Raw genomic sequence first — 22,085 nt, forward strand, 5'->3', positions numbered from 1 at the left:
GCCTCATTGACGCGTTCACATGGCAACGAATCCGAAACGGGAAGTTCTCAACCGGAAACGCGCTCTCTTCTATTTCCTGCCTGCCGTCGGGTACGCGGCCCTGATTTTCGCCGTGTCCTCCATGAACCTGGACGTGGAGGAACTCAGGCCCGTCCTGACATTCGACAAGCTTCTGCACCTGGCGGAATACTACATCCTCGGGTACCTGCTCATGAGGGCGTTCACGACATCCGGCATCCCCCTTCTCGCTGCAAGCCCTGCGGCTGCCGCGATCGTCGTCGGGAGCCTCTACGGGGTGAGTGACGAGATACACCAGGCCTTCGTGCCCGGCAGGGTTGCCAGCATGATGGATGTCCTCTTCGATACCGCGGGGGTTACGCTCGCGGTCTTCACGTACCCATTTGTCCGTCATCGGTTCGGGCCTGTCAGGACCCTGGAGAACCGGATCGAGGCAGAGGTAAGCCGGCCTTGACGAAGCGATGCGTGGTGACCGTCGACGGGCCGGCTGGGTCGGGAAAGAGCACCGTCAGCCGGCTGCTTGCGCAGCGGCTCTCCTTTGTCTACCTCGACACCGGGGCCCTGTACCGCGCCGTGGCGCTGAAGGTCAGCCGCGCGGGCCTTTCTGCAGCCGACCGGCCGGGGATCGCCGCGCTCTGTGCCGGGACGGACATCACACTTGCCCTGCACGAGGGCACGACGCGGGTGATCCTGGACGGGCAGGACGTGACGGACCGCATCCGCACGCCGGAGATCAGCATGCTCGCCTCGGCGGTGTCGGCTGTGCCCGAGGTCAGGCAGAGACTGCTGGCGCTGCAGCGAGAGGCCGCGACGGCCGGGGGCATTGTGGCCGAGGGGCGCGACATGGGGACCGTCGTGTTCCCCGGCGCCGACGTCAAGTTCTTCCTCACGGCGGGCCCCGAGGAGAGAGGCCGAAGGCGCTGGCTCGAACTGAAAGAGCAGGGCCACGCCGTGGGACTCGACGATGTGATCCGGGACGTGATCCTGCGGGACCGGCAGGACAGCGGGCGGGAGATCGCCCCGCTCCGCCCCTCGGCGGACGCGGTCCTCGTCGATTCGACGGGCAAGACCGTGGGGGAAGTGGTGGACGAGATGTTGCGGGTCATAAAAGGCAAAGAGAACAGCGTGTTATAAGTCCTTGATCTTTTGGAAGCAGTGTGCTACGTCTCGGCAGTTTGTCGGGCGTCGTGCGAAATCTCAACGGGGGGTAATGCGGGTAATGGTTACGGAAGAGAGCGTGAAGGCGGAAGAGCAAAAAACGGGTAGCAAGGGGGCGGCTGAGGACCAGGCAGCGGCGAAAAAGGATGACGAGGTGGGCTTCTCGGCCCTGTACGAGCAGAGCCTGCAGGAGCTTCGTTCCGGGGAGATCGTCACCGGCAGGGTCGTGCAGGTCGGCGCCGACCTGGTCATGGTGGACGTGGGCTCCAAGACGGAGGGGATGATCCCCGCGCGGGAGCTGCGCGACGCGAACGGAAACATCACCGTCAGCGTGGGAGACGAGATCGAGGTCCTCGTGGAAAGGAGGGGCGAGGACGACAGCTTGATCCTCTCGCGGGACAAGGCCGCCAGGATCAAGACCTGGGCTGCGATCAAGGAGAAATTCGAGAGCGGCCAGCCCATCCAGGGAACGATCACCCAGAGGGTCAAGGGGGGCCTGACGGTGGATATCGGGATCCCGGCGTTCCTGCCCGGCTCCCAGGTCGACATCCGGCCCGTCCGGGACCTCGACCGGTTCGTCGGGCAGACCCTTCAGTTCAACATCCTCAAATACGACCGCGACCGCAACAACGTCGTCCTGTCGCGGCGGGCCATCATGGAGAAGGAGCGCGAGGCGGACCGCAAGCAGCTGCTCGAGACGATCGAGGAGGGCAAGATCATCGAGGGGGTCATCAAGAACATCACCGACTACGGCCTCTTCATCGACCTGGGCGGCATCGACGGGCTGCTCCACGTCACCGACATCTCCTGGGGGAAGGTGCCGAAACCCTCGGACTTATTCAGCAAGGGCGACAAGATCCGGGTGAAGGTGCTCTCCTTCGACCGCGAGAAGGAGCGGGTCTCGCTGGGCCTCAAGCAGCTCACGCCGAACCCCTGGGAGCGGATCACCGAAAAGTACCCCGTGGGCTCGATCCTGGAGGGCAAGGTGGTCAGCATCGTCGACTACGGTGCCTTCGTCGAACTCGAGCCGGGCGTCGAGGGCCTCATCCATGTCTCGGAGATGTTCTGGACGAGGGAGATCCGGCACCCCTCCAAGGTGCTCTCCGTCGGCCAGGTGCTGAAGGTCATGGTGCTCGAGGTCAACGCCGAGAGCAAGCGGATTTCGCTCGGCCTCAAGCAGACGACGCCGAACCCCTGGCTCGCCCTGCGCGAGAAGTACCCCGAGGGCACCGTGATCCGGGGGCGGATCCGCAACATCACGGACTTCGGGATCTTCGTGGGCGTCGAGGAGGGCATCGACGGGCTCGTGCACGTCTCCGACATCTCGTGGAAGCAGCGCGTGAAGCACCCCTCGGAACTCTACAAGAAGGGCCAGGAGATCGACGCCGTGGTGCTCAACGTGGACGTGGAGAACGAGAAATTCTCCCTGGGCATCAAGCAGCTCGAGAAAAACCCCTGGGAGGAGTTCTGCGACCGCTACAGCCCCGGGGCTGTCATCACGGGCAAGGTGACCAACATCACGGACTTCGGCATCTTCGTGGAGATCGAGGAGGGCATCGAGGGGCTGGTCCACATCTCCGAGCTGAGCCAGAAGCGCGTCAAGGCGGCCTCCGACCTCTACAGCGTCGGCGACTCGGTGACGGCCGTGGTGAAAAGCATCGACCCGCGGAACCGCAAGATCCGGCTCAGCGTCAAGGACCACGAGGCGACGGTGCAGCAGTCCTCCCCGGCCCGGCAGTACATCAACAACAAGGAGAATCTCGGGTCGAGCCTCGGCAAGGCGCTGGCGGACATCAAGCTGGATTCGTGAGAGACAGGCTAAAGGCTAAAGGCTAAAGGCTAAAGGCTAAAGGCTAAAGGCTAAAGGCTAAAGGCTAAAGGCAAGGGGGGCAACTCCTTGCCTCGCCCGTTTGACCGGCGGGCGGAGGATGAACCATGCGGAAGCGGCATCCCGTACTCTTCGGGCTTTTCCTGCTCCTCGTGATCGGTGCGGGGTTCTTTCTGCTCGTCTACAGCATGAGTTCCCTGACCGGGGACAGGGCCTCTCTATTGGCGAGGGAGCGGATCGGCGTCGTGCCCCTCAAGGGGATGATCACCGATGCCAAGCCCGTGGTCGACATTCTGGAAAAATTCAGCAAGGACGACAGCATCAAGGCGATCGTGCTGCGAATCGAGACGCCGGGCGGGGGAGTGGGTCCGTCGCAGGAAATCTTCGAGAAGGTGCGCTCGGTGCGCAAGAAGAAGACCGTCGTTGCCTCCATGGGGTCCATGGCCACCTCGGGAGGCTACTACGTCGCCTGCGCGGCCGAGAAGATCGTCGCCAACCCGGGGTCGCTGACGGGAAGCATCGGCGTCATCATGCACTTCACCAACATGGAGGATCTCTTCAAGAAGGTGGGCCTGCGGGCCTCCGTCATCAAGAGCGGCCGCTACAAGGATGCCGGCTCGCCATTCCGGGACATGACGAGAGAGGAGCGGGAACTGCTCCAAGCCCTGATCGACGACGTGCACGAGCAGTTCGTCGAGGCCGTGTCCGAGGGCCGCGGGCTGGACAAGAACCGGGTGATCGAGGTCGCCGACGGCCGCATCTTCACGGGGCGGCAGGCCCTGAAGATCAACCTCGTCGACGAGCTGGGCGATCTGGACCGCGCGGCGGAGATCGCTGCAAAGCTTGCGCAGCTCGAAGGCAAGCCGGAGCTTTACTTCCCGAGGGAAGAAAAGCGGAACATTTGGCGCTTCGTGATGGAAGAGATGGTTTCGGTCCTCAAGCGGGAGATGGCAGACACGGTGGCGGAGACGGGACCGGGCTTGAGCTTTCTTTATCTGGGCCAGGGAAGGTGACGTTTCCATGACGAAAAGGGCATTGATCGCGAAGATCCAGGATCTATACACGGAGTATCCCCGCAAGGACGTGGCTCGTGCCGTCGAGATCGTCTTCGAGTCGATGGTCGAGGCCATGACGAGGGAGGAACGCATCGAGATCCGGGGGTTCGGCAACTTCACCGTCCGCAAGCGGGACCCCCGGCGGGGGCGCAACCCCATGACGGGGGCTTCGGTGGATGTCCCGCCGCGGCGGTTTCCCTTCTTCAAGGTGGGAAAGGAACTCAAGGAGAGGGTGGACCAAAAAAGCGAAAAGGTTCAGGTTGAAGGCTAAAGGATTTTCCCCCGAAGGGCTCTCGCTTCGTTCCCCGTTTTCCTTTGGCCCTGCGGTTCGTTCTGCCTGACGGGACAAGCCTGATTCAACGTCCCGATCGATCCTCATCACGCCTGCCTTCGAAGGTCAGCAAGCCATGGACTACAAAACCATCCGGGTCACGAAGGAAGACGGCTACGCCGTCGTCATGCTCAACCGGCCGCACGAGATGAACGCCCTGTCGAGGGAGATGAAGACCGAGCTGGTCGACTGCTTCACGTCCCTCGAGGACGACGACGCGGTGCGAGCCGTCATCCTGACGGGCGGCGACTACTTCTTTTCCGCCGGGATGGACCTCAAGGAGATGGAGGCGATCCGGGACGAGGAGATCGATGACTACTTCTCTCTCATCGCGCGCTACCTTCAGAAGATCTTCGCCTTTCGGAAGCCCGTCATCGCGGCGGTCGGGGGCATCGCCCTGGGCGGGGGGTTCAACCTCGCAACGGTCTGCGATCTCATCGTGGCGTCGGAAAGCGCCATCTTCGGCCACCCGGAGCTGAAGTTCGGGCTGAACCCCCTGTTCAATCCGATCAACAGGCTCGTCGGGACGGCCAAGGCCAAGGAGATCACGATGCTGGGCGAGCCGATCGGGGCCATGGAGGCTCTTCGTATCGGTCTGGTCAACAAGGTCGCTCCTCCGGACCGGTTCATGGAGGAGGCCCGGGTCATGGCCAGGGAGCTCGCGGCGAGGCCGCCCAAGGCCGTCGAAGCGGTGAAGCGGATCTCCGAGGTGGCCCCCTTCCTGGACAAGAGCTCCGCCCTGGGGTACGAGTTCGAGATGTCCGCCCTGCTGTTCTCGCGCGCCGAGCGCAAGGAATACATGCGGCAGTTTCTCGAGCAGCTGAGGCAGAAGAAAAAGAAGTGAGCGGCGATGACGCAGCAGGGGAAGTGAAACGATCGGGGGAGAGAGGCTCGGAAGGATAGGAGAGCTCGCCTGGATCTGTTGGAATGAAAGAGCCCCGGACTCGGTCGAGTTCCGGGGCGTTTTTCTTTCAGAGCCTTGTCGCCCGGCGCATGATCTCTCTTTAGCGGTAGTCCTTATCGTAGTCTGGCGAGGCGAAGTCCTTGAGCTGATCCCTTCGTTTCTTGTGCTGAAGCTTTCTGAGCGCCTTGGCCTCGATCTGGCGGATTCGCTCGCGAGTCACACCCATCATCTCCCCGACCTCCTCGAGCGTGAAGGGACCGTAATTGCATGCGACCCAGGTGCAGTTGCAGAACATTTCGTTTTTCAGCCACCACTCGCAAACCGTATCCTGGCACGGCTCGGTGATCAGAATCGCTTTCTTCTTGCACTTGTACATGCGGCCTGCAGTCTCCTGCGGTGTAGGATTGTTCCTATAGTAATCCGCCTTTTCATTTTGTCAACGCCAAAGGACCTGTTTTCTCCCAATTTTCTGATCCCAAACCGGCCGGCCGATAGAATTGCCCGTCATCAAGGACGCAGGCCGCATCTTCGCCGAAAGGGGCACCGATTGCCCGAAAATCACACCGGCCAGCCCCTCTTTCAAAGCCTGAACAACCGCTACACAGGTTGCAATTGTTTTCGCCCGCTGCGCCGGGCCCCGACATTTTCTTGACGGCTGGATGATTTCTTATACCTTTGATATTATTGATAAATATATGAAAGCAGAGCAATTCACAAACCTTGTTAGGTATCTGTGGATAAACTTGTTGAACTTTCAGGTAAGTCGAGACGATAAAAGAGGTTTTACCGGATTGCACGCGTGGGTGTCACACAGATTGTGAATATGATTTCAAGTAGTTATATAATCCCTGCCGGTGATGTGATGGGCGGGATAAGGCCGGCGTCGGGCCGTGGACTGCAGGGGTGTCTGCCTTTTTGACGTTCATGCCTTCCCCCGGCGCTTGCGAAAATAGTCGGCAAGGATGTCGGCGTGGTCGAACACGATCGGGGAGGGCAGTGAATCCTCCCTGAAGATACCCACCTGCGCAGCATCATCGCCTGCCCGGGGAGCACCTTCCGCCGTGGCGGTGTAGACGGTCGTGATGGTGTGCCGCCTGGGGTCCCGAAACGGGTTGGAGTAGGTGTGCATCTGCCCTGTCAAGGTGACCGAGAGCGAGGTCTCCTCCAAGGCTTCACGCACGGCGGCCTCTTCGAGGGATTCGCCATAGTCGACAAAGCCGCCCGGCAGGGCCCAGCCGTCGGGCGGGTTTTTTCTCCGGATCAGCACGATGCCGAGGTCGCCGATTTCGATGATCACATCCACCGTCGGGACGGGGTTCAGAAACTCCTCGCTCTCGTGCCCGCAGCGGGGGCAGGTCCGTTTGACCCGGCTCATCGATGTCTGCCTCGCGTCCTCGGGTTCTGCATAACCGTCATGATCGGATGATAGAGCAACAAGCCTCAAGCCGCAAGGCATCAGTCAAGAGACCCCCTTCGATCCTCTCTTTCAGAAGGAGGACGCGTCCGAAATCTCTCCTTCGCAAAAGGATGGATAGGGAGGATTGGAAATCCTTGCTGCCTAATGCTGCCTTTGGCCGGCGCCCCGATTCGTCTTGACAATTCAAGGTGGATGCATTAGCGTTACCCATCGCGAAGCGGGCTGCCGTGCGCGTTCCAGAGCAACTGCCGGCGCCGGCGGTTCGCCCATCGGACAGGGTTGAGGGAATTATGATCGGGGTCCTGGTCATCACACACGGCAATCTCGGCAACGAGCTGATCAAGGTGGCGGAACTGATCAAGGGGCCCCTGCAGGGGATCATGTCGATATCGGTGGACGCCTCGAGGGGTCTCGATGACCTGAGAAAGGAAATCACGGCGGCCATCCGGAAGGTGGACTCGGGTCTCGGCGTGCTCGTCCTGACGGACCTCTTCGGCGGAACGCCCTCGAATGTCTCCCTGGCCTTCCTGAAAGAGGGAAAGGTCGAGGTCATCACGGGCGTCAATCTGCCCATGCTTCTCAAGGTCCCGGATGTGAGAGAAAAGGAAAACGACCTCCTGGGCTTCGCCGCGCAGATCCGGGACTACGGCAAGAAGAACATCTACCTGGCCAGCGAGGTCCTCAAGAAGAAGATCGGCGACAATTGAAACCCGGCCGAAACCCCGCCCCGACGTGATTTCGGCTTTTTTTCACCCCTTCGCGCGAGCTGTGGAAGCCCGATGGAGTTCTCCCTGGTCAGAGTCGATTGCCGCCTGGTCCACGGACAGATCATCGAGACGTGGCTTCCCTTTCTCAGGGCGACCCGCATCGTCGTCGTCAGCGATGAGGTGGCGGGCAGCTTCTTCCGCGAAACCGTGATCCGCATGGCCGTGCCGCGGGAGGTGGAGGTCCTGATCTACGGAGTAGAGGAATTCGGCCGCAGCGAGATCGCCCGCCGGGGAGACGAGAAGAGGACCATCGTCCTGTTCGGCGGGGTCGGCGACGTCGGGCGGGCCTTCGAGGCGGGGTTCCGCTGCCGTGCGCTCAACGTCGGCAATCTCTACAGCGACGATTGCAAGCTTCAGTGCTCCCCCTCAGTCTGCCTGAACGACTCCGACATTGCTCGTATCCGCCGCCTGCTCGATTCCGGTGTCGCGGTGGAGCTGCGATCCGTGCCGAGCGACAAGCCGCTGGATTTCCGCGGACTGCTTCCCGAAAGCGAGGAGAAGGGTCACTGAGTCCGGCCTTCCCGAGAGACAGAACGCGTTGTCCGGAGAAGGGAACATGCTGATCGAGACGGCCGTCACGGCCGGATTGGGCGCGCTGATCTGCCTGGACCGGGTTGCCGTCCAGCTCATGATTTCCAGGCCGGTGGTGGCGGGCCCGCTGATCGGCCTGGTCCTCGGCGACGCACGGACGGGACTCTTGACGGGAGCCCTCCTGGAGCTGCTCTGGATCGACCGCGCGCCGCTCGGGACCTACGTCCCTCCCCACGAAACCTTTGTCGCGATCCTGGCAACGGCCGGTTCCATTCTCGCGGCCCCGCCCGGGGCGGCGCCCCCGCGCGAGCTGATCGCGCTGTCCGTTCTCCTCTTTGCCCCCGCCGCCTGGCTCGGGCAAAAGATGGAGACCTTCCTGCGTTACTCAAACGAGAGGTGGGTGCGCAGGGCCCTCGAGGACGCGAAGGCCGGAGACCCCGTGATGCTTTCGCGCCGCCATCTGGCGGCCCTGGCATGCTACTTCGCGGGGTCCCTCCTGTGCCTCGGCGCGGCGATGCTCTGCGGGGTCCCGCTTCTGCGCTGGATGCACCCCGCCCTGCCGTCTCCGGTTCTCCAGGTTCTGGCGTTCGCCTATCTCCTGCTGCCGCTGATCGGGATCGGTGTCGCGCTCAACACGGTCAAGCTCCGCGGCGCCGTTCCCGTCTTTTGCGGCGTGTTTTTACTGCTTGCGCTTGCATCGGAATTCCTTTAAACACCGACAGGGAAGTCGAGTTCGAAGGGCGATACGGCCGCCATGCATGCCCCACAACCGTGAGGGACGGCATCGAGGCCTGCTTGCGGGCGCGTGGAGCGCGGCGCTCCCAAGAAACAGCCCTGATGGTCATTGCGGTGAGCCGAAGCCCCGAGCGAAGCATGGGGGCAGCGAAGCAATCTCTAACCATTCAAGGGATTGCCGCGTCGGCCCTGCGGGCCTCCCCGCAATGACGGATCGACGCTGTTTCTTTCATCGATAACCCGCCTCCAGGCGGGGTCCGTGGCTCGCAAATGACAGTCGGCATCGACAAGACAGGCAGCCTGGAGATCGGGCCGCTCACGGAGCGCGATCTCGGCGAGGTCATGCAGATCGAGCGGGCATCCTTCGCCGCCCCGTGGTCGGTCGGCATGTTCAGGCAGGACCTGAATTTTCCGCTCGCGCGATGTCTTGCGGCAAGGTGCGCGGAAGCCGGGAAAAGGCGGCTGGCCGGCTACATCATCTGCTGGTTCGTGGCCGACGAGGTTCACATCACGAACCTCGCGGTGAGCAGGGATCAGCGCAGGCAGGGGGTCGCCGCGCGACTCGTCGCGGAGGTCCTGGACCTGGCCCGCCAGTGCGGGATGCGGACCTGCACCCTCGAGGTCAGACGGTCCAACGAGGCGGCCCAGGCGCTTTATCGGAAGCTTGGTTTCGAGCCCCGTGGAATCCGGCCCCGCTACTACTCCGACAACAGCGAGGACGCCCTGATCATGGGGCTGGAGCTTTGAGATGTTCAGCAGGGAAGACATGACGGCGACGATTCTGTCCAATGCCGAGGCGGCCCCCGGCCACTACCTCATGGCGCTCGCCGTGAGCCGCAGATTCCGGGATGCCCGGCCCGGGCAGTTCGTCATGCTTCGCCCCGCAGGCCGGGGCATGCCCTTCCTCGGCCGGCCGCTAGGCATCTACAGCCTCGCCGATTACGGCGACGGGGCCAAGATCGAGATCCTCTACCGCGCCGCGGGCAAAGGGACGAAAGTCATCTCGACGCTCTGCGAAGGGGAGTGCATGGAGATCCTGGGCCCGCTCGGCAACACGTTCGAGCTGTCTCCCGGGATGGATACGGCCGTCCTCGTGGCCGGGGGGATCGGAATAGCGCCCCTCGTCTTTCTCGCTGAGGAGTTGAGCTGCCGCTCGGCGGGGACCCGGGTGGTCGCCTACATTGGGGCCCGCGATGCCGCGACTCTCCTCGGCGTGGACCGCGTGAAGGTCTGCAGCGCCGAGGTGCGCATCAGCACCGACGACGGGAGCGCAGGGCACCGAGGCCCCGTGACGGAACTCTTCGGACGGGACGCGGGCTCTTTCGATCCGGCGAGGACAGGCGTCTTTGTGTGCGGCCCCGCACCGATGCTCAAGCGCATGAGCGAGATCGCCGCCGCTCATTCCCTTTCCTGCCAGGTGCTCATGGAGGAGCGCATGGCCTGCGGCATGGGCGCGTGCCTGGGGTGCGCCATCGAGGTGCGGACCCCCGCGGGCGTGGAATACCGCCAGGTCTGCTCGGACGGCCCGGTGTTCGATCTGCGGCAGATCGTGTGGCGATGAGGCAGGCGAAAGGCGAAAGGCAACAGACTGCCCGAGTTCTGGCAGCATCTTGTGTCAAGTCGCCTATCGTTTCATGCCCTGAAGAAGCCAGAAGCAAAGGATTACGACGTTGAAGCCCCGGACGGAGGTGAAAATCGGCGGCCTGGTCCTGAAGAACCCCGTCATGACAGCATCGGGAACCTTCGGGTACGGCGAGGAGTATTCCCCCTACGTCGATCTCAACCGGCTCGGGGCGGTGGTGGTGAAGGGAATCTCGCTCGAGCCCCGAAGGGGAAACCCTCCCCCGCGGATCATGGAGACGACCGGGGGGATGCTCAATGCCATCGGTCTGCAGAACGTCGGCGTGAAGGCGTTCGTCGCCGACAAGCTGCCCTGGCTGCGCCAGTTCGACACGAAGGTGATCGTGAACATCTTCGGCGAGACCGTGGACGAGTACGGCAGGGTCGCCGCGGCGCTGAGCGGCGTGCCCGGCATCCACGCCCTGGAGGTCAACATCTCCTGCCCCAACGTGCAGAGGGGCGGCCACGTCTTCGGTTGCGACCCCGAGGTGTCCGGGGAGGTCACCCGGGCCGTACGGTCGGCCACGGACCTTCCCGTCATCGTGAAGCTCTCGCCGAACGTCTCCGACATCACGGAAATCGCCTGCGCCTGCGAAGCCGCCGGGGCCGACGCCTTGTCGCTCATCAACACGCTGATGGGCATGTCCATCGATGTCGAGAGGCGCATCCCGCACCTTCGGAACGTGACCGGCGGCCTGTCGGGTCCCGTCGTCAAGCCCGTGGCGCTCCGCATGGTCTGGAGCACCGTGAAGACCGTGTCGATCCCCGTCATCGGGATCGGGGGGATTATGGAAACCGATGATGCCCTGGAGTTCCTCATTGCGGGGGCCACGGCCGTCCAGGTGGGGACGGCGAATTTCGTGAATCCCCGGGTCACCATGGACATCGTCGAGGGCATCGAGGCGTATCTCGCGCGGCACGGCATCCGTGATGTCAATGAGCTCATCGGATCGCTGAAGACGGATTGAAGCAAGGGGGCAGGGGGATTCGACCGGACAGACCTGAGAGATTGGAGAGACGGTAACATGGGCAAGCCGGAGCGGATCATCGAGGGCGTCTGGCTGGTGGGCGGGCCGAACATTTCCCTGTCCGAGGACGCCACGGTCTTCGTCATCGATTTTCCGGGCGAGCTCGTCATGATCGACGCGGGGGCGGGCCGGAGCGCCCGGACGCTGGTGCGCAACATCGAGGCCGCGGGCCTCGACCCGGCGAAGATCTCGACGGTGATCCTCACGCACTGCCACATCGATCATATCGGGGCGGCGCCCTACTTCCGCGAAACCTTCGGCTGCAGGCTGGCCGCGCACGAACGGGACGCCCGCGCCATCGAGGAAGGCGACCCGGTCATGACGGCCGCCAACTGGTACGAGACGGAGTTTCCCCCCACGCCCCTCGACGTTCGGTTCAAGGGCGAGCACGAGATCCTGCGGTTCGGCGGCGGGGAGCTGCACCTGCTGCACACGCCCGGCCACACGCCGGGCTCCATGTCGATCTACCTCGACCGCGGCGGCAAGAGAGTGCTCTTCGGCCAGGACATCCACGGTCCCTTCCTGCCCAGCTTCGGCTCCGACGTGAACCAGTGGCGCAAGTCCATGGAGAGGCTGCTCGCGCTCGAGGCAGACATCCTCTGCGAGGGCCACTTCGGTATCTTTCAGACGAAGGATCAGGCCCGGAAGTACATCCAGGGTTACCTCAGGCAGTACAGCTGAGGCCGGGTAACAGGTAACAGAGCCACCCTGCTTATCGTCTCTTCCTGCAACCTGCTACCTGTCACCTGCCACCTTCTCCCGGTCGCTCACCCTCGCCCCGACCTTTCTCACCCGCTTCAAAAAAAATCTTTTCATGACCGGCCGTTGGGTGTAGAAAAGGACCCGTTTGAGTGCAGAAAAGGGGGAGCTTCCATGAAGTCCTACCGCAAGGAATTGTGGTTCAATGTGCCTTCCCGTATGGCCTTCGTGAACATCACGCCCCAGGTGGAGTCTTGCCTGGCCGAGAGCGGCATCAGGGAAGGGCTCGTCCTCGTCAACGCCATGCACATCACGGCCTCGGTGTTCATCAACGACGACGAGCAGGGGCTGCACAAGGACTACGCCGAGTGGCTGGAGACGCTAGCCCCCCATGAACCGGTCTCGCGATACCGGCACAACCGGACGGGTGAGGACAACGGCGACGCCCACCTCAAGCGCCAGGTCATGGGCAGGGAAGTCGTCGTGGCCGTGACGGCGGGCAGGCTCGATTTCGGCCCCTGGGAGCAGATCTTCTACGGCGAGTTCGACGGCCGCCGCCGCAAGCGGGTTCTTGTGAAGATCATTGGAGAATGAGGCAAAAGGCAAAAGGCATCTTGTTCATGGTTGCCCTTTGACGTCACCTGTCGCCTGCTGCCTCCTGCGATACGCTTCGGAAGCACATCCAGCTGCAGGTTTTCGCTGCATATCGGTTTGCATCGGAGGAGGAAAGGATGGAGAAGATTTTTTTCCCGGACAGCGTCGTCGTGCTCGGGGTCTCTGCTGCACCCACCAACCTGGCGAGAAACATCGTTCTGAATCTCCAGCGGTTCGGGTTCAAAGGCCATGTCTACGCCGTGGGAAAGGGCGGCGGTGATGTCGGCGGCGTGCCGATCGTGTCCGCGGTCGAGGAGGTCCCCGGTGTGCCCGACCTGGCCGTCTTTCTCCTTCCGGCCCGGCATGTGCCGGAGGCCCTGGAGGCATGCGGGCGCAAGGGAATCCGGCGCGCCATCATCGAATCGGGCGGGTTCAGCGAGTTTGCGGACCAGGGCCGCGACCTCGAGCGCGAGGTTCTCGACATCGCGAGACGATGGGGGATGCGCATCGTGGGGCCCAACTGCATCAGCATCGTGAACCTGGAAAACGGGCTCGTCCTGCCCTTCGTCCCCCTGGAGAACCGGGAGGTGAGAAAGGGCCACATCTCGATCGTGGCCCAGAGCGGCGGGATCGCCCTGGACTGCATGCGGCTGCTCGCCTGCGAAAACCTCGGCGCGAGCAAGCTCATCAGCATGGGCAACAAGATTGACGTCAACGAGAACGACTTTCTTGCCTACCTGAAAACCGACCCGGACACGCGGGTCATCGGCTTCTACCTGGAGAACGTTGCCGACGGCGCCGGGCTGATGAGGCTGGCGGGCTCAACGGACAAGCCCCTTATCGTCCTCAAGGCCAACACGAACCCCGTGAGCCACCATGCGGCGCGCTTCCATACGGCGGCCCTCGCCGGGGACGACGAGGTCGTGACCGCGGCCTTCCGCCAGGCAGGGATCCACCGGGTCCAGAACCTCACGGAGATGATGGAGTGCTTCAAGGTCTTTTCGCTTCCCGTCATCCGGGGGCCGCGGCTTGCCGTGCTGGGCCGCTCCGGCGGGCAGGCCGTCCTGCTGGCCGATGCGGTGCACCGCTACGGGTTCGAGCTCGCATCGCTTTCCGACGATTTTTACGCTCACGTGCGGCAGCACATCCGGGCCGGGGTGATCCGCCTGTCGAATCCCCTGGACATGGGCGACATCTTCAACATCGACGCCTACGCGGGCATCGTGGAGAAGGCCCTCGCCGAGGACGGCGTCGACGGGGTCGTCTTCAGCCACGCCTACGTGGCGAGCCTCGAGGTCGCCCCGTCGAAGCGCCTGCTCGAGGCCTCTCTTTCCCTGTCCCACCGGTACGGCAAGCCCGTCATCCCCTGCATCATCCCCGACAAGCACACCTGGTTCTCCGTCAGGGAGGAGACGGGGGCCTTCCTCTTCGAGGACGTCGACACGGCCATGAAGGCCCTCTCGCGGTCGCTTTGGCATCACCGCTTCCATTCTTCGAGGAAAGTGCAGCCGCAGAAGGCGGCCGCTCGATCCCGCAGGAAATCCGTCCTGGCGAAAGGGTTCATGGGTCCCGACGAAGCCTTTTCGCTTCTCGGCTCCTACGGGGTCCCCCACGCGGCCGCGGCGGTTGCCCTGACCGCCGACGAGGCCGCCAAAGCGGCGCGCCGGCTGCGTTACCCCGTGGCCCTCAAGACGGCCGATCCCGGCGTGCTCCACAAGACGGAAAAGGGCGGCGTGGTGCTGGGCATCCGCTCCGAGGTTGAGCTTCGCAAGGCCTTCAGAGCCATGAAGGCCGGCCGCTGCCTCGTCCAGAAGATGGCGCCGGAAGGCACCGAGGTCATCATCGGGGCCCGCAGGGACAACGAGTTCGGCCACGTGGTCCTCTTCGGTCTCGGCGGGATCTTCGTCGAGCTTCTCAAGGACACGGCCATGCGCGTCGCCCCGCTGACGGTGAAGGACGCCGAGTCCATGGTGCGCGACATCAGGGCGGCGGGCCTCCTCAACGGGTTCAGGGGCAAGGGGCCCCTCGACGTGAAAGCCCTTTCACGCTGCATCGCAGGCGTCTCGAAGCTCCTGGCCGACCACCCGGAGATCGGCAACATTGACATCAACCCGCTGATCCTATACGGTAAGGGCAAGGGCTGCATCGCCGTGGACGCGAAGATCGAAGTCTCCTAAAGAAGGATCGAGGACCGAGGCACAAAGCGAAGACATGTATCCTCGATCCCTCGTCCCCGCACCCGGCGAAGCCCGTTCCAGAGTTGAGGGTCTCGATCCACCCTGTCGTCTCTGCCTTTCCCGACCGTTCAGGCGCGCCGGGGGCGCGCTTTTTGCAGCTCCCCAGATCCATGGAGAATTGAGCGCGTCGGAACCCTCGCCTGGCCGTCAGGCCGGGGGTCCTGTGCGCTGAGTCGGCCCGCCCGCGCAAACGGGAGCGCCTCATTCGTCCGGCCCGCCGTGGGCGCCTTCGGGCAGAGGCACCGAACCCGGGAGATCCCGAAGCGAACGGTCCGTGAGACCGTTCTGCCCGTCCGGGAACACGGGCCGTGGAAGCTGCGCGCCGGCGGGGCCGCGGGAGGAACGGCAAGCCGTGATGGGGGTCCGCGAGATCCTGCTCTTCGCAGCGGGCATCACCCTCTTTCTCTTCGGGATGATGCGCCTGAGCGAGGAGGTCCAGCAATATCTCAGCAACGTCCGGATCCGCCAGTTCTTCCGGCTGGCCGTGGAGAGGCCCATCTACGGGCTGGTCACGGGCATCGTCACGACGGTCCTCTTCCAGAGCAGCACGGCCACCTCCGTGCTCGTCGTCGGCATGGTGAGCGCCGGGCTGATGAGCTTCTACCGGTCGCTGCCGATCATCCTCGGGGCCGACGTGGGCACGACCGTCACGGTCCAGCTCGTCGTCTGGAAGGTCACCGAGATCTCCCCGCTGATCGTGTTCTGCGGGGGCATGCTCTGGTTTTTCGGCCGGCTGCGGTGGAAGAAGATCGGCGAGGGGGTTTTCTACTTCGGGCTCATCTTCTTCGGCCTGGAGCTGGTTTCGCTGGCCACGGCGCCGTTCAAGGAGAGCATGGCCGTCCGCGCCCTATTCCAGTGGGCGGACCATCCCCTGCTGGGGCTTGCGATCGGTGTTGCCGCCGCATCGCTGATCCACTCCTCGGCGGTCCCGATCACTATTCTCGTCATCCTGGCACAGAACGGCGTCATCACCCTACACCACGCGCTGCCCATCGTCTTCGGGGCCAACATCGGCACGGCGATCACGGCACTCATCGCGAGCCTCGTGGCCAACGTGAACGGCAAGCGCGCGGCCCTGTCGCATTTCCTCTTCAAGCTGATCGGCGCCGTTCTCTGCATGATGGCCCTCCCCCTGTTCCTGCGGGTCCTGGCGGCACTCAGCCCGGAGGTGGCCCAGCAGATCGCCTTCGGGCACCTGCTGTTCAACGTCTTCATCGTGGCCTTCTTCTTTTTCTTCCTCCAGCCCTTCTCCTATCTCGTGGAGAAGATCATTCCCGGCAAGGTCGAGACGCTGCCGATCTGGCCCGAGTTCCTCGACGACCGCAGTCTGCGCGACCCGTCCGAGGCCCTGGAGCAGGTCCGAAAGGAGCTGCGGCGCCAGATGTTCCTCGTTCAGCGGATGTGCGAGGCCAGCATCGGGCTCATCCCGCGCTTCGGCGAGGGGAGGGCACGGGACATCCGGTACATCGAACTGGTCGTGGACAATCTCCGCAGGGAGCTGAACCGCTACCTGATGAAGATCTCGAAGGGCGGGCTGACGGTCGAACAGTCGAGAAAACTCTTCGCCTATTCCGGAATCTCCGACGACATCGAGCGGATCGGCAACCACGCCATCTACGTCGTGGGCCTTGCCAGGGAACGGCACAAGGGCGATATCGAGTTCACGCGGTGGGCCTTCGCGGAGATCGACGAGATCGCAGACCTGATCAACCGCAACCTGGGGGATGCCGTGTCCCTTCTGGACGGGATCAACGGCGAGCTGATCTCGAGGATCTTTGCCCGCGAGGACCGTGTGGACAGGCTGGTCCGAGAGGCGCGCAAGAGACACCTGGAGCGCTACCTCTCCTCCATCTGTCAGCCCGAGGCCGGGCCCATCTTCGTGGAGATGCTGATCCGCCTCGAGCGCATGTCCGATCACTGCGAGAACATCGCGGAGTTCGCGCGGGACCTGAAGTAGCAGGAAGCAGAGACCAAAAAATCCCTCTCGCTTCTCCCTTGGACAACGGGGGATCGAGGGGGATTTCTTGCCTTGGTGCCTGCTGTCTGAACTGTGTTGCTTTCAGCGCAGCTTGACGCTGCTCGCCTGCGGGCCTCTCAGGCCCGGCTCCTCCACGAAGACGACCTCCATGCCCGGCCGCAGGTCGTCGAACTCCTCATGGCGCACGCTGTTGCGGTGGAAATAGATGTTTCTCCCGTCCGAGGCGGCGATGAACCCGTAACCCGCCTCGGGGTAGAGCGATGCCACCCGTCCGCGAGGCGGCTCCTCATGGCGCTTGACCTCCCCCCGTTTCCTGCGTGCATGGGCCTGGAGCCGGCGCAGCGCCGCATCGAAGGCGAGAGTGATCGCCTTGTGGGGGTCCTCGTGGGCCTCACGCCGGATCACGATGTCCTTGCCGGGCAGGGCCAGGTCGATCCTGGCGTTGTACACCGTGCCGGAGTTGCGGTTTCGGTGCGGCACCTCGACCAGCACCCGGCAACTCATCATGCCGCGGTGGAACTTGTCGAGTTTCTCCGATTTTTTTTGGATGAGATGCTCGATTTCGCCGGTGATCTCGCAGTTGCGGGAGGTGATTTGAAGAGGGATTCGTGCCATGGGGATTCCCTCCGGTTGGATTTGACCCCACGATAACACGGGTGCCGATGCACGTCAAGAAAGCCGCGGCGGCGAACCGGCGCGGTTGCCGTTTCTCTTATAATTCTTGACATTTCCGAAATCGATCCGCTAGAAGGAACCATTGCGGCTGCGTCGGTTTTACACGTTCGAAAACGCCCCGCGAGACCGCCCTGCAGCCGGGTACCGCGGCATGCCCGTCAGGCCGCGGCCGTGCAGGGCATCCACCCGCTTCAGACTCGAGAGGCTTGTAGTGCCTGCAAAGCGCCCTCGCAAACCGTCAGCCGGGAGGAAGAAAAACGCCGTCTCTCCGGCCGATCCCAGGCCGCGAAAGAGCGGGAGCGGTCCGGCCGTCAGGGGAATGCCCGTCCCCTCGCTGGACGGCAAAGAGCTCTATGCGAGTCTCTTCCGGGACAGCCACACCATCATGCTGATCATTGACCCCCGGGACGGCAGGATCGTGGACGCCAACCGGGCTGCCGTGCGGTTTTACGGGTACCCGACCCGCACGCTTAGGACCATGCGGATCAGCGACATCAACCTGCTCGACGAGGGCTCGCTTCGCGAGAAGATGCGGCAGGCCGCCGGGCGGCAGAATCGCCATTTCCAGTTCCGGCACCGCCTTGCCGACGGCTCAATCCGGGACGTGGAGGTCGCGAGCGGCCCGATCCTTCTCGGGGGCCGGAAGCTGCTCTGCTCGATCGTGCAAGACGTCACGGACCGCAGGCGCTCCGAGGCCGCCCTCCGGCTCGAGCGGGAACAGCTCTTCTCCATGTTCGACAGCATGGAGACGCTCGTCTATGTCGCCGACCCCCACACCTATGAGATCCTCTACACGAACAAGGCGCTGGATCGCGCTTTCGGCAGGCGGACCGTCGGCGAGATCTGCCACCGGGCGTTCCAGGGCCTTGATGCCCCCTGCCCGTTCTGCACCAACGCGATCATTCTCGAGAGGACCCCGGAGCCCTACCGCTGGGAGCACTACAACCCGACGCTGGACAAGCATTACTCCAACGTGGACCGCATCATCACGTGGCCCGACGGCCGCGACGTGCGGGTCGAGTTCGCGACGGACATCACGGAGCGCAAGCGGGCCGAGGCGGCGCTGCGCGACAGCCTCGAGACGGCCAGCGCCATGCTCAACGCCGCAACGGAATCCTTCGCCCTCATCGACACGGGTGGGACCGTGCTGGCGGCCAACGAAACCTTTGCCAGGAGGCTGGGCACGACGCCGGACGCCGCGATCGGGACGTCCATCTATCGGTATATGGACAAGGATCTGGCCGTCCACCGCGAGGCGCGTTTCCAGGAGGTGATCCGGTACGGGCATCCGATCCGCTTCACCGACGAGCAGGCAGGCCGCTGGCTGGAACACAGCATCTACCCCATCTTCGAGTCCGGGGGCAGGGTGGGCCGGCTGGTCCTCTACAGCCAGGACATCACCGACCGCAAGCGCTCGGAAGAGGCGCTGAAGCAGAGCGAGGCGCTGCTGAAGAGCATCTTCCAGGCCGCCCCGATCGGAATCGGGCTCGTGTACGACCGGGTGCTCGGCTGGACCAACAGCCAGCTGGCGGGCATGCTGGGCTATGCCGTGGAGGAACTGGCGGAGAAGAGCGCCCGGATCCTCTACCCCAGCGACGAGGAGTACGAGCGCGTCGGCCGCGAGAAGTACGTCGAGGTCCGGCGAGGCGGCACGGGCGTGATCGAGACCCGGTGGCGGCGCAAAGACGGCCGTGTGCTGGATATCCTGCTGAGCTCGAGGGCCATAGACCCCCGGAACCTGTCTGCCGGCGTCGTCTTCACCGCCCTGGACATCACGGACCGCAAGCGCAACGAGGAGGCCCTGCAGCGCTACCAGGACGAGCTCGAGCAGAGGGTGTTCGAGAGGACCTCGGAACTCATGGTTGCCAACCAGGCCCTCATCTCGGAGATCGAGGACCGCACACGGGCCGAGACGGCACTCAGGGATTCCGAGAGACGGCTGTCGGACATCATCGCGTTTCTGCCGGACCCCACCTTCGTCATCGACCGTGACGGCCGGGTCATCGCCTGGAACCGCTCCATGGAGCAGATGACGGGGGTCGCCGCGAAGGACATTCTCGGCAAGGGGAACTACGAGTATGCCCTGCCGTTCTACGGGGAGCGAAGGCCGCTGCTCATCGACCAGGTCCTGGCGCCCGACACGGCGATCGAAGGCCGCTACGCGAATATCCACCGGCGCGGGGAGACCCTGTTCGGCGAGAGCTACCTCACGGGCCGCGGCAAGGAGAGGGTCTACCTCGCAGGCACGGCGGCACCCCTGTACGATTCCCAGGGAAATATCGCAGGCGCCATCGAATCGATCCGCGACATCACGGACAAGAAGCGTGCCGAGGAGCAGCTGCGCTACCGCGACGCCATCCTCGAGGTCGCCAGCTTCGCGGCCGAGCGGTTCCTGAAGGCACCGTCCTGGGAGACGGACATCCGGGAGATCCTGGCCCGGCTGGGCACGGTCACCGGCGTGAGCCGCGTCTACCTCTTCGAAAACCGGATGACGGCAGAAGGGGTTCTGCTGACGAGCCATCGCTACGAGTGGGTTGCAGAGGGTGTCGACCCCCAGATCGGCAACCCCGCCCTGCAGGATCTTCCCATGGAACGCATGGGATACAGCCGATGGGTCGAGGTCATGCGGCAGGGCGGCCACATCTTCGGCCCCGTCCATGAGTTTCCCGAAAGCGAGCGGACGCTCCTGGAGTCGCAGGGCATCATTTCGATCGCCGTCGTCCCCGTCTACCTGGGAGACCGGTGGTGGGGATTCATCGGCTTCGATGACTGCGCCGAGGAGAGACAGTGGTCCGACGTGGAGATCGAGGCCCTCAACGTGGTGGCCAGCACGCTGAGCGCGGCCCTGTCGCGTAAGCACGCGGAGACGAGGCTCATCCAGACCTCCGAGCGGCTCTCCGTCGTTCTGGAATCGCTGCCGATCGTCACCTTCACCGCCTCGGGCAGTGCGGGGGACGAGATCACCTACATCACGGGCACCGTCGAGGAACTCACGGGTTTCCGGCCGGTGGAGATTCTGGGCAAACCGGGCTTCTTCATGGAGCATGTCCACCCCGACGACCGGTACGCCGTGCGCAGCTGCCACCTGGAGATCGGAACGAAGGGCACATGCCGCTGCGAGTTCCGGTTCCGCACCGCCGACGGTTCGTACCGATGGTTCTCCGAGTTCTGCCGCCTCATCCGCGGTCCCGAGGGCTCGCTGGGCCACATCGTGGGGATGTGGCAGGATGTGACGGAGGAAAAGCGGATCCTCCGGGAGTCCAACACACGCCTGCAGCAGGTGATCCAGGCGCACAAGCTGGCCTCCCTGGGTGAAATCGTGGCGGGCGTCGTGCACGAAATCAACAACCCCAACAGCTTCATCGCATACAACATCCCCCTCCTGGAGGAGATCTGGAAGCTCTGCGAGCCGGTCCTGGCCGAGCATGCCGCCGCCAACCCCGGGTGGGGCAGGCGGGGCGTGCGCTTCGAGGAACTCAGCAGCGACATGGCCGAGATCATCAATGCCTTCCGAATCGGGTCGGACCGGATCAACCGGGTCGTCTCGAACCTGAAGGATTTCGCCCGCGTCGACGAGGGGTCCCAGGCGAGGCCCCTCTCGGTGAACGACGTGGTGGAAAACACGCTCATGATCGTGGGCGGGCAGATCCGGCGCTCCGTCTCCAAGCTGGACCTGGACCTCGGTGCCGGGCTGCCGCAGGTCCACGGCAACTTCCAGAAGCTAGAACAGGTTCTGGCCAACCTGCTCGTGAACGCGCACCAGTCGATCCCGGACAGGGAGAAGGGTCGAATCCGCATCTCGACGCGTCACCTCCCGCGTCTCGAGGCCGTCATCATCTCCGTCGAGGACAACGGCCGCGGCATGACCGGGTCCGTTGTCGGCAGGCTCTTCGAGCCTTTCTTCACGACGCGGCGGGACACGGGCGGCACCGGCCTGGGGCTTTCCGTCTCCTACGGCCTCATCCAGGAACACCAGGGGGTGATCGGCGTCCTTTCGCGGCCGGGCATCGGCAGCCGCTTCACCGTGTTCCTGCCCCTCCGGCAGGGCGCACCGATGCACCTGCGGCCGCTCACCCTGCCTCTCGGGTGCGATGACGGAAAAATGAAGGAACTCCAGATGCAGATGGGCGGAATCGACGACGGGTTCCTTCATGGCGTCGAAGCCGAAGAGCCGTCGGCGGAGCGCCTGTCGGAGTACCTGGAGCAGCACCCCGAGGTGGACGTTGTCCTGATGATGCGACCCGGTACGGGGAGCAGTCCGGCCGAATACTTGCGAGTCCTGCGCGAGAGGCACCCCCTCGTCACGATCATCGCGTGGGGCGGCGAGGAAGGGGATTTCGCCGGGCCGGGCGGAGAGAAGCCGGATATCCACGTCGCGGGCCCGCCGGACATCCGAAAGCTCAAGGAGGTCCTCGACGGGCTGACGAGACAGAGATTCTAGGCCGCGGTGCGGCCGGTGACGGATGCTTCCTGCGATCTGCCGCCGAGGTATGCCGATGCCTCCGACCGA

The 22,085-nt window shown here is 63.8% G+C and carries 20 protein-coding genes; 17 read left to right on the forward strand and 3 right to left on the reverse strand.

Annotation, left to right across the window (positions count from 1 at the left end):
* Positions 1-19 precede the first annotated feature (19 nt).
* The 6 genes from vanZ to HPY67_09770 all read left to right on the forward strand — a co-directional run bounded on the left by vanZ (position 20) and on the right by HPY67_09770 (position 5,234).
* A complete protein-coding gene (vanZ, locus tag HPY67_09745; protein ID NPV04998.1) occupies positions 20-472 on the forward strand; it encodes a VanZ family protein in 453 nt (150 codons plus the stop codon).
* Entirely contained in the window at positions 469-1,152 is a 684-nt protein-coding gene (locus tag HPY67_09750; GenBank protein ID NPV04999.1) for a (d)CMP kinase, read from the forward strand. The genes vanZ and HPY67_09750 overlap by 4 nt, the downstream gene beginning before the upstream one ends.
* A gap of 85 nt (positions 1,153-1,237) precedes the next feature.
* On the forward strand, positions 1,238-2,986 hold the full coding sequence (locus tag HPY67_09755) for a 30S ribosomal protein S1 (GenBank protein ID NPV05000.1): 1,749 nt from the start codon (positions 1,238-1,240) through the stop codon (positions 2,984-2,986).
* 125 nt (positions 2,987-3,111) lie between these two features.
* Entirely contained in the window at positions 3,112-4,017 is a 906-nt protein-coding gene (gene sppA / locus HPY67_09760; GenBank protein NPV05001.1) for a signal peptide peptidase SppA, read from the forward strand.
* Positions 4,018-4,024: 7 nt separating this feature from the next.
* Positions 4,025-4,330, forward strand: a complete 306-nt coding sequence (locus HPY67_09765) for an integration host factor subunit beta (protein ID NPV05002.1) — start codon at positions 4,025-4,027, stop codon at positions 4,328-4,330.
* Positions 4,331-4,466: 136 nt separating this feature from the next.
* The gene (locus tag HPY67_09770) at positions 4,467-5,234 is read left to right on the forward strand and encodes an enoyl-CoA hydratase/isomerase family protein (protein ID NPV05003.1); all 768 of its coding nucleotides are present in this window, start codon (positions 4,467-4,469) and stop codon (positions 5,232-5,234) included.
* Between the two features lie 160 nt (positions 5,235-5,394).
* Here the strand turns inward: HPY67_09770 and HPY67_09775 are convergent, their stop codons facing one another.
* Positions 5,395-5,670, reverse strand: coding sequence for a hypothetical protein (locus HPY67_09775; protein ID NPV05004.1), 276 nt, complete (start codon positions 5,668-5,670; stop codon positions 5,395-5,397).
* A gap of 546 nt (positions 5,671-6,216) precedes the next feature.
* Positions 6,217-6,669, reverse strand: a complete 453-nt coding sequence (locus HPY67_09780) for an NUDIX hydrolase (protein NPV05005.1) — start codon at positions 6,667-6,669, stop codon at positions 6,217-6,219.
* Positions 6,670-7,001: 332 nt separating this feature from the next.
* On the opposite strand from HPY67_09780, the gene HPY67_09785 reads away from it, so the two are divergent.
* From HPY67_09785 to HPY67_09830, 10 genes are all read left to right on the forward strand, one after another.
* Positions 7,002-7,418, forward strand: coding sequence for a PTS sugar transporter subunit IIA (locus HPY67_09785; GenBank protein ID NPV05006.1), 417 nt, complete (start codon positions 7,002-7,004; stop codon positions 7,416-7,418).
* A 72-nt stretch (positions 7,419-7,490) separates the two neighbouring features.
* Positions 7,491-7,988, forward strand: coding sequence for a PTS sugar transporter subunit IIB (locus HPY67_09790; GenBank protein ID NPV05007.1), 498 nt, complete (start codon positions 7,491-7,493; stop codon positions 7,986-7,988).
* A 46-nt stretch (positions 7,989-8,034) separates the two neighbouring features.
* Positions 8,035-8,721 (forward strand): hypothetical protein, encoded by a 687-nt coding sequence (locus HPY67_09795; protein NPV05008.1) that lies wholly within the window; start codon positions 8,035-8,037, stop codon positions 8,719-8,721.
* Between the two features lie 293 nt (positions 8,722-9,014).
* Entirely contained in the window at positions 9,015-9,491 is a 477-nt protein-coding gene (gene rimI / locus HPY67_09800; protein ID NPV05009.1) for a ribosomal protein S18-alanine N-acetyltransferase, read from the forward strand.
* Positions 9,492-9,510: 19 nt separating this feature from the next.
* A complete protein-coding gene (locus HPY67_09805; GenBank protein ID NPV05010.1) occupies positions 9,511-10,305 on the forward strand; it encodes a dihydroorotate dehydrogenase electron transfer subunit in 795 nt (264 codons plus the stop codon).
* Positions 10,306-10,414: 109 nt separating this feature from the next.
* Positions 10,415-11,332, forward strand: a complete 918-nt coding sequence (locus HPY67_09810; GenBank protein ID NPV05011.1) for a dihydroorotate dehydrogenase — start codon at positions 10,415-10,417, stop codon at positions 11,330-11,332.
* A gap of 57 nt (positions 11,333-11,389) precedes the next feature.
* A complete protein-coding gene (locus HPY67_09815; GenBank protein NPV05012.1) occupies positions 11,390-12,073 on the forward strand; it encodes an MBL fold metallo-hydrolase in 684 nt (227 codons plus the stop codon).
* Between the two features lie 192 nt (positions 12,074-12,265).
* A complete protein-coding gene (locus tag HPY67_09820; protein ID NPV05013.1) occupies positions 12,266-12,685 on the forward strand; it encodes a YjbQ family protein in 420 nt (139 codons plus the stop codon).
* Positions 12,686-12,822: 137 nt separating this feature from the next.
* Positions 12,823-14,862: a hypothetical protein gene (locus HPY67_09825; GenBank protein NPV05014.1), complete on the forward strand. Its 2,040-nt coding sequence runs from the start codon at positions 12,823-12,825 to the stop codon at positions 14,860-14,862.
* 415 nt (positions 14,863-15,277) lie between these two features.
* Positions 15,278-16,879, forward strand: coding sequence for a Na/Pi cotransporter family protein (locus tag HPY67_09830; protein ID NPV05015.1), 1,602 nt, complete (start codon positions 15,278-15,280; stop codon positions 16,877-16,879).
* A 102-nt stretch (positions 16,880-16,981) separates the two neighbouring features.
* Here the strand turns inward: HPY67_09830 and HPY67_09835 are convergent, their stop codons facing one another.
* On the reverse strand, positions 16,982-17,515 hold the full coding sequence (locus HPY67_09835) for an HPF/RaiA family ribosome-associated protein (GenBank protein NPV05016.1): 534 nt from the start codon (positions 17,513-17,515) through the stop codon (positions 16,982-16,984).
* 379 nt (positions 17,516-17,894) lie between these two features.
* Here HPY67_09835 and HPY67_09840 point away from each other — a divergent pair, with 379 nt between their 5' ends.
* Positions 17,895-22,016, forward strand: a complete 4,122-nt coding sequence (locus HPY67_09840) for a PAS domain S-box protein (protein ID NPV05017.1) — start codon at positions 17,895-17,897, stop codon at positions 22,014-22,016.
* Positions 22,017-22,085: the final 69 nt, after the last annotated feature.

This window comes from Syntrophaceae bacterium, from assembly GCA_013177795.1.
Taxonomy (GTDB): Bacteria; Desulfobacterota; Syntrophia; order Syntrophales; family UBA2192; genus UBA2192.

Excerpts from the sequence above, each read along its gene's own strand:
- HPY67_09835 (NPV05016.1), bottom strand. The coding sequence starts at position 17,515 with ATGGCACGAATCCCTCTTCAAATCACCTCCCGCAACTGCGAGATCACC.
- HPY67_09785 (NPV05006.1), top strand. The coding sequence starts at position 7,002 with ATGATCGGGGTCCTGGTCATCACACACGGCAATCTCGGCAACGAGCTG.
- HPY67_09825 (NPV05014.1), top strand. The coding sequence starts at position 12,823 with ATGGAGAAGATTTTTTTCCCGGACAGCGTCGTCGTGCTCGGGGTCTCT.
- HPY67_09795 (NPV05008.1), top strand. The coding sequence starts at position 8,035 with ATGCTGATCGAGACGGCCGTCACGGCCGGATTGGGCGCGCTGATCTGC.
- HPY67_09775 (NPV05004.1), bottom strand. The coding sequence starts at position 5,670 with ATGTACAAGTGCAAGAAGAAAGCGATTCTGATCACCGAGCCGTGCCAG.
- HPY67_09790 (NPV05007.1), top strand. The coding sequence starts at position 7,491 with ATGGAGTTCTCCCTGGTCAGAGTCGATTGCCGCCTGGTCCACGGACAG.
- HPY67_09805 (NPV05010.1), top strand. The coding sequence starts at position 9,511 with ATGACGGCGACGATTCTGTCCAATGCCGAGGCGGCCCCCGGCCACTAC.
- HPY67_09755 (NPV05000.1), top strand. The coding sequence starts at position 1,238 with ATGGTTACGGAAGAGAGCGTGAAGGCGGAAGAGCAAAAAACGGGTAGC.
- HPY67_09765 (NPV05002.1), top strand. The coding sequence starts at position 4,025 with ATGACGAAAAGGGCATTGATCGCGAAGATCCAGGATCTATACACGGAG.
- rimI (NPV05009.1), top strand. The coding sequence starts at position 9,015 with ATGACAGTCGGCATCGACAAGACAGGCAGCCTGGAGATCGGGCCGCTC.
- HPY67_09830 (NPV05015.1), top strand. The coding sequence starts at position 15,278 with ATGGGGGTCCGCGAGATCCTGCTCTTCGCAGCGGGCATCACCCTCTTT.
- HPY67_09840 (NPV05017.1), top strand. The coding sequence starts at position 17,895 with ATGCCCGTCCCCTCGCTGGACGGCAAAGAGCTCTATGCGAGTCTCTTC.
- sppA (NPV05001.1), top strand. The coding sequence starts at position 3,112 with ATGCGGAAGCGGCATCCCGTACTCTTCGGGCTTTTCCTGCTCCTCGTG.
- HPY67_09815 (NPV05012.1), top strand. The coding sequence starts at position 11,390 with ATGGGCAAGCCGGAGCGGATCATCGAGGGCGTCTGGCTGGTGGGCGGG.
- vanZ (NPV04998.1), top strand. The coding sequence starts at position 20 with ATGGCAACGAATCCGAAACGGGAAGTTCTCAACCGGAAACGCGCTCTC.
- HPY67_09770 (NPV05003.1), top strand. The coding sequence starts at position 4,467 with ATGGACTACAAAACCATCCGGGTCACGAAGGAAGACGGCTACGCCGTC.
- HPY67_09780 (NPV05005.1), bottom strand. The coding sequence starts at position 6,669 with ATGAGCCGGGTCAAACGGACCTGCCCCCGCTGCGGGCACGAGAGCGAG.
- HPY67_09820 (NPV05013.1), top strand. The coding sequence starts at position 12,266 with ATGAAGTCCTACCGCAAGGAATTGTGGTTCAATGTGCCTTCCCGTATG.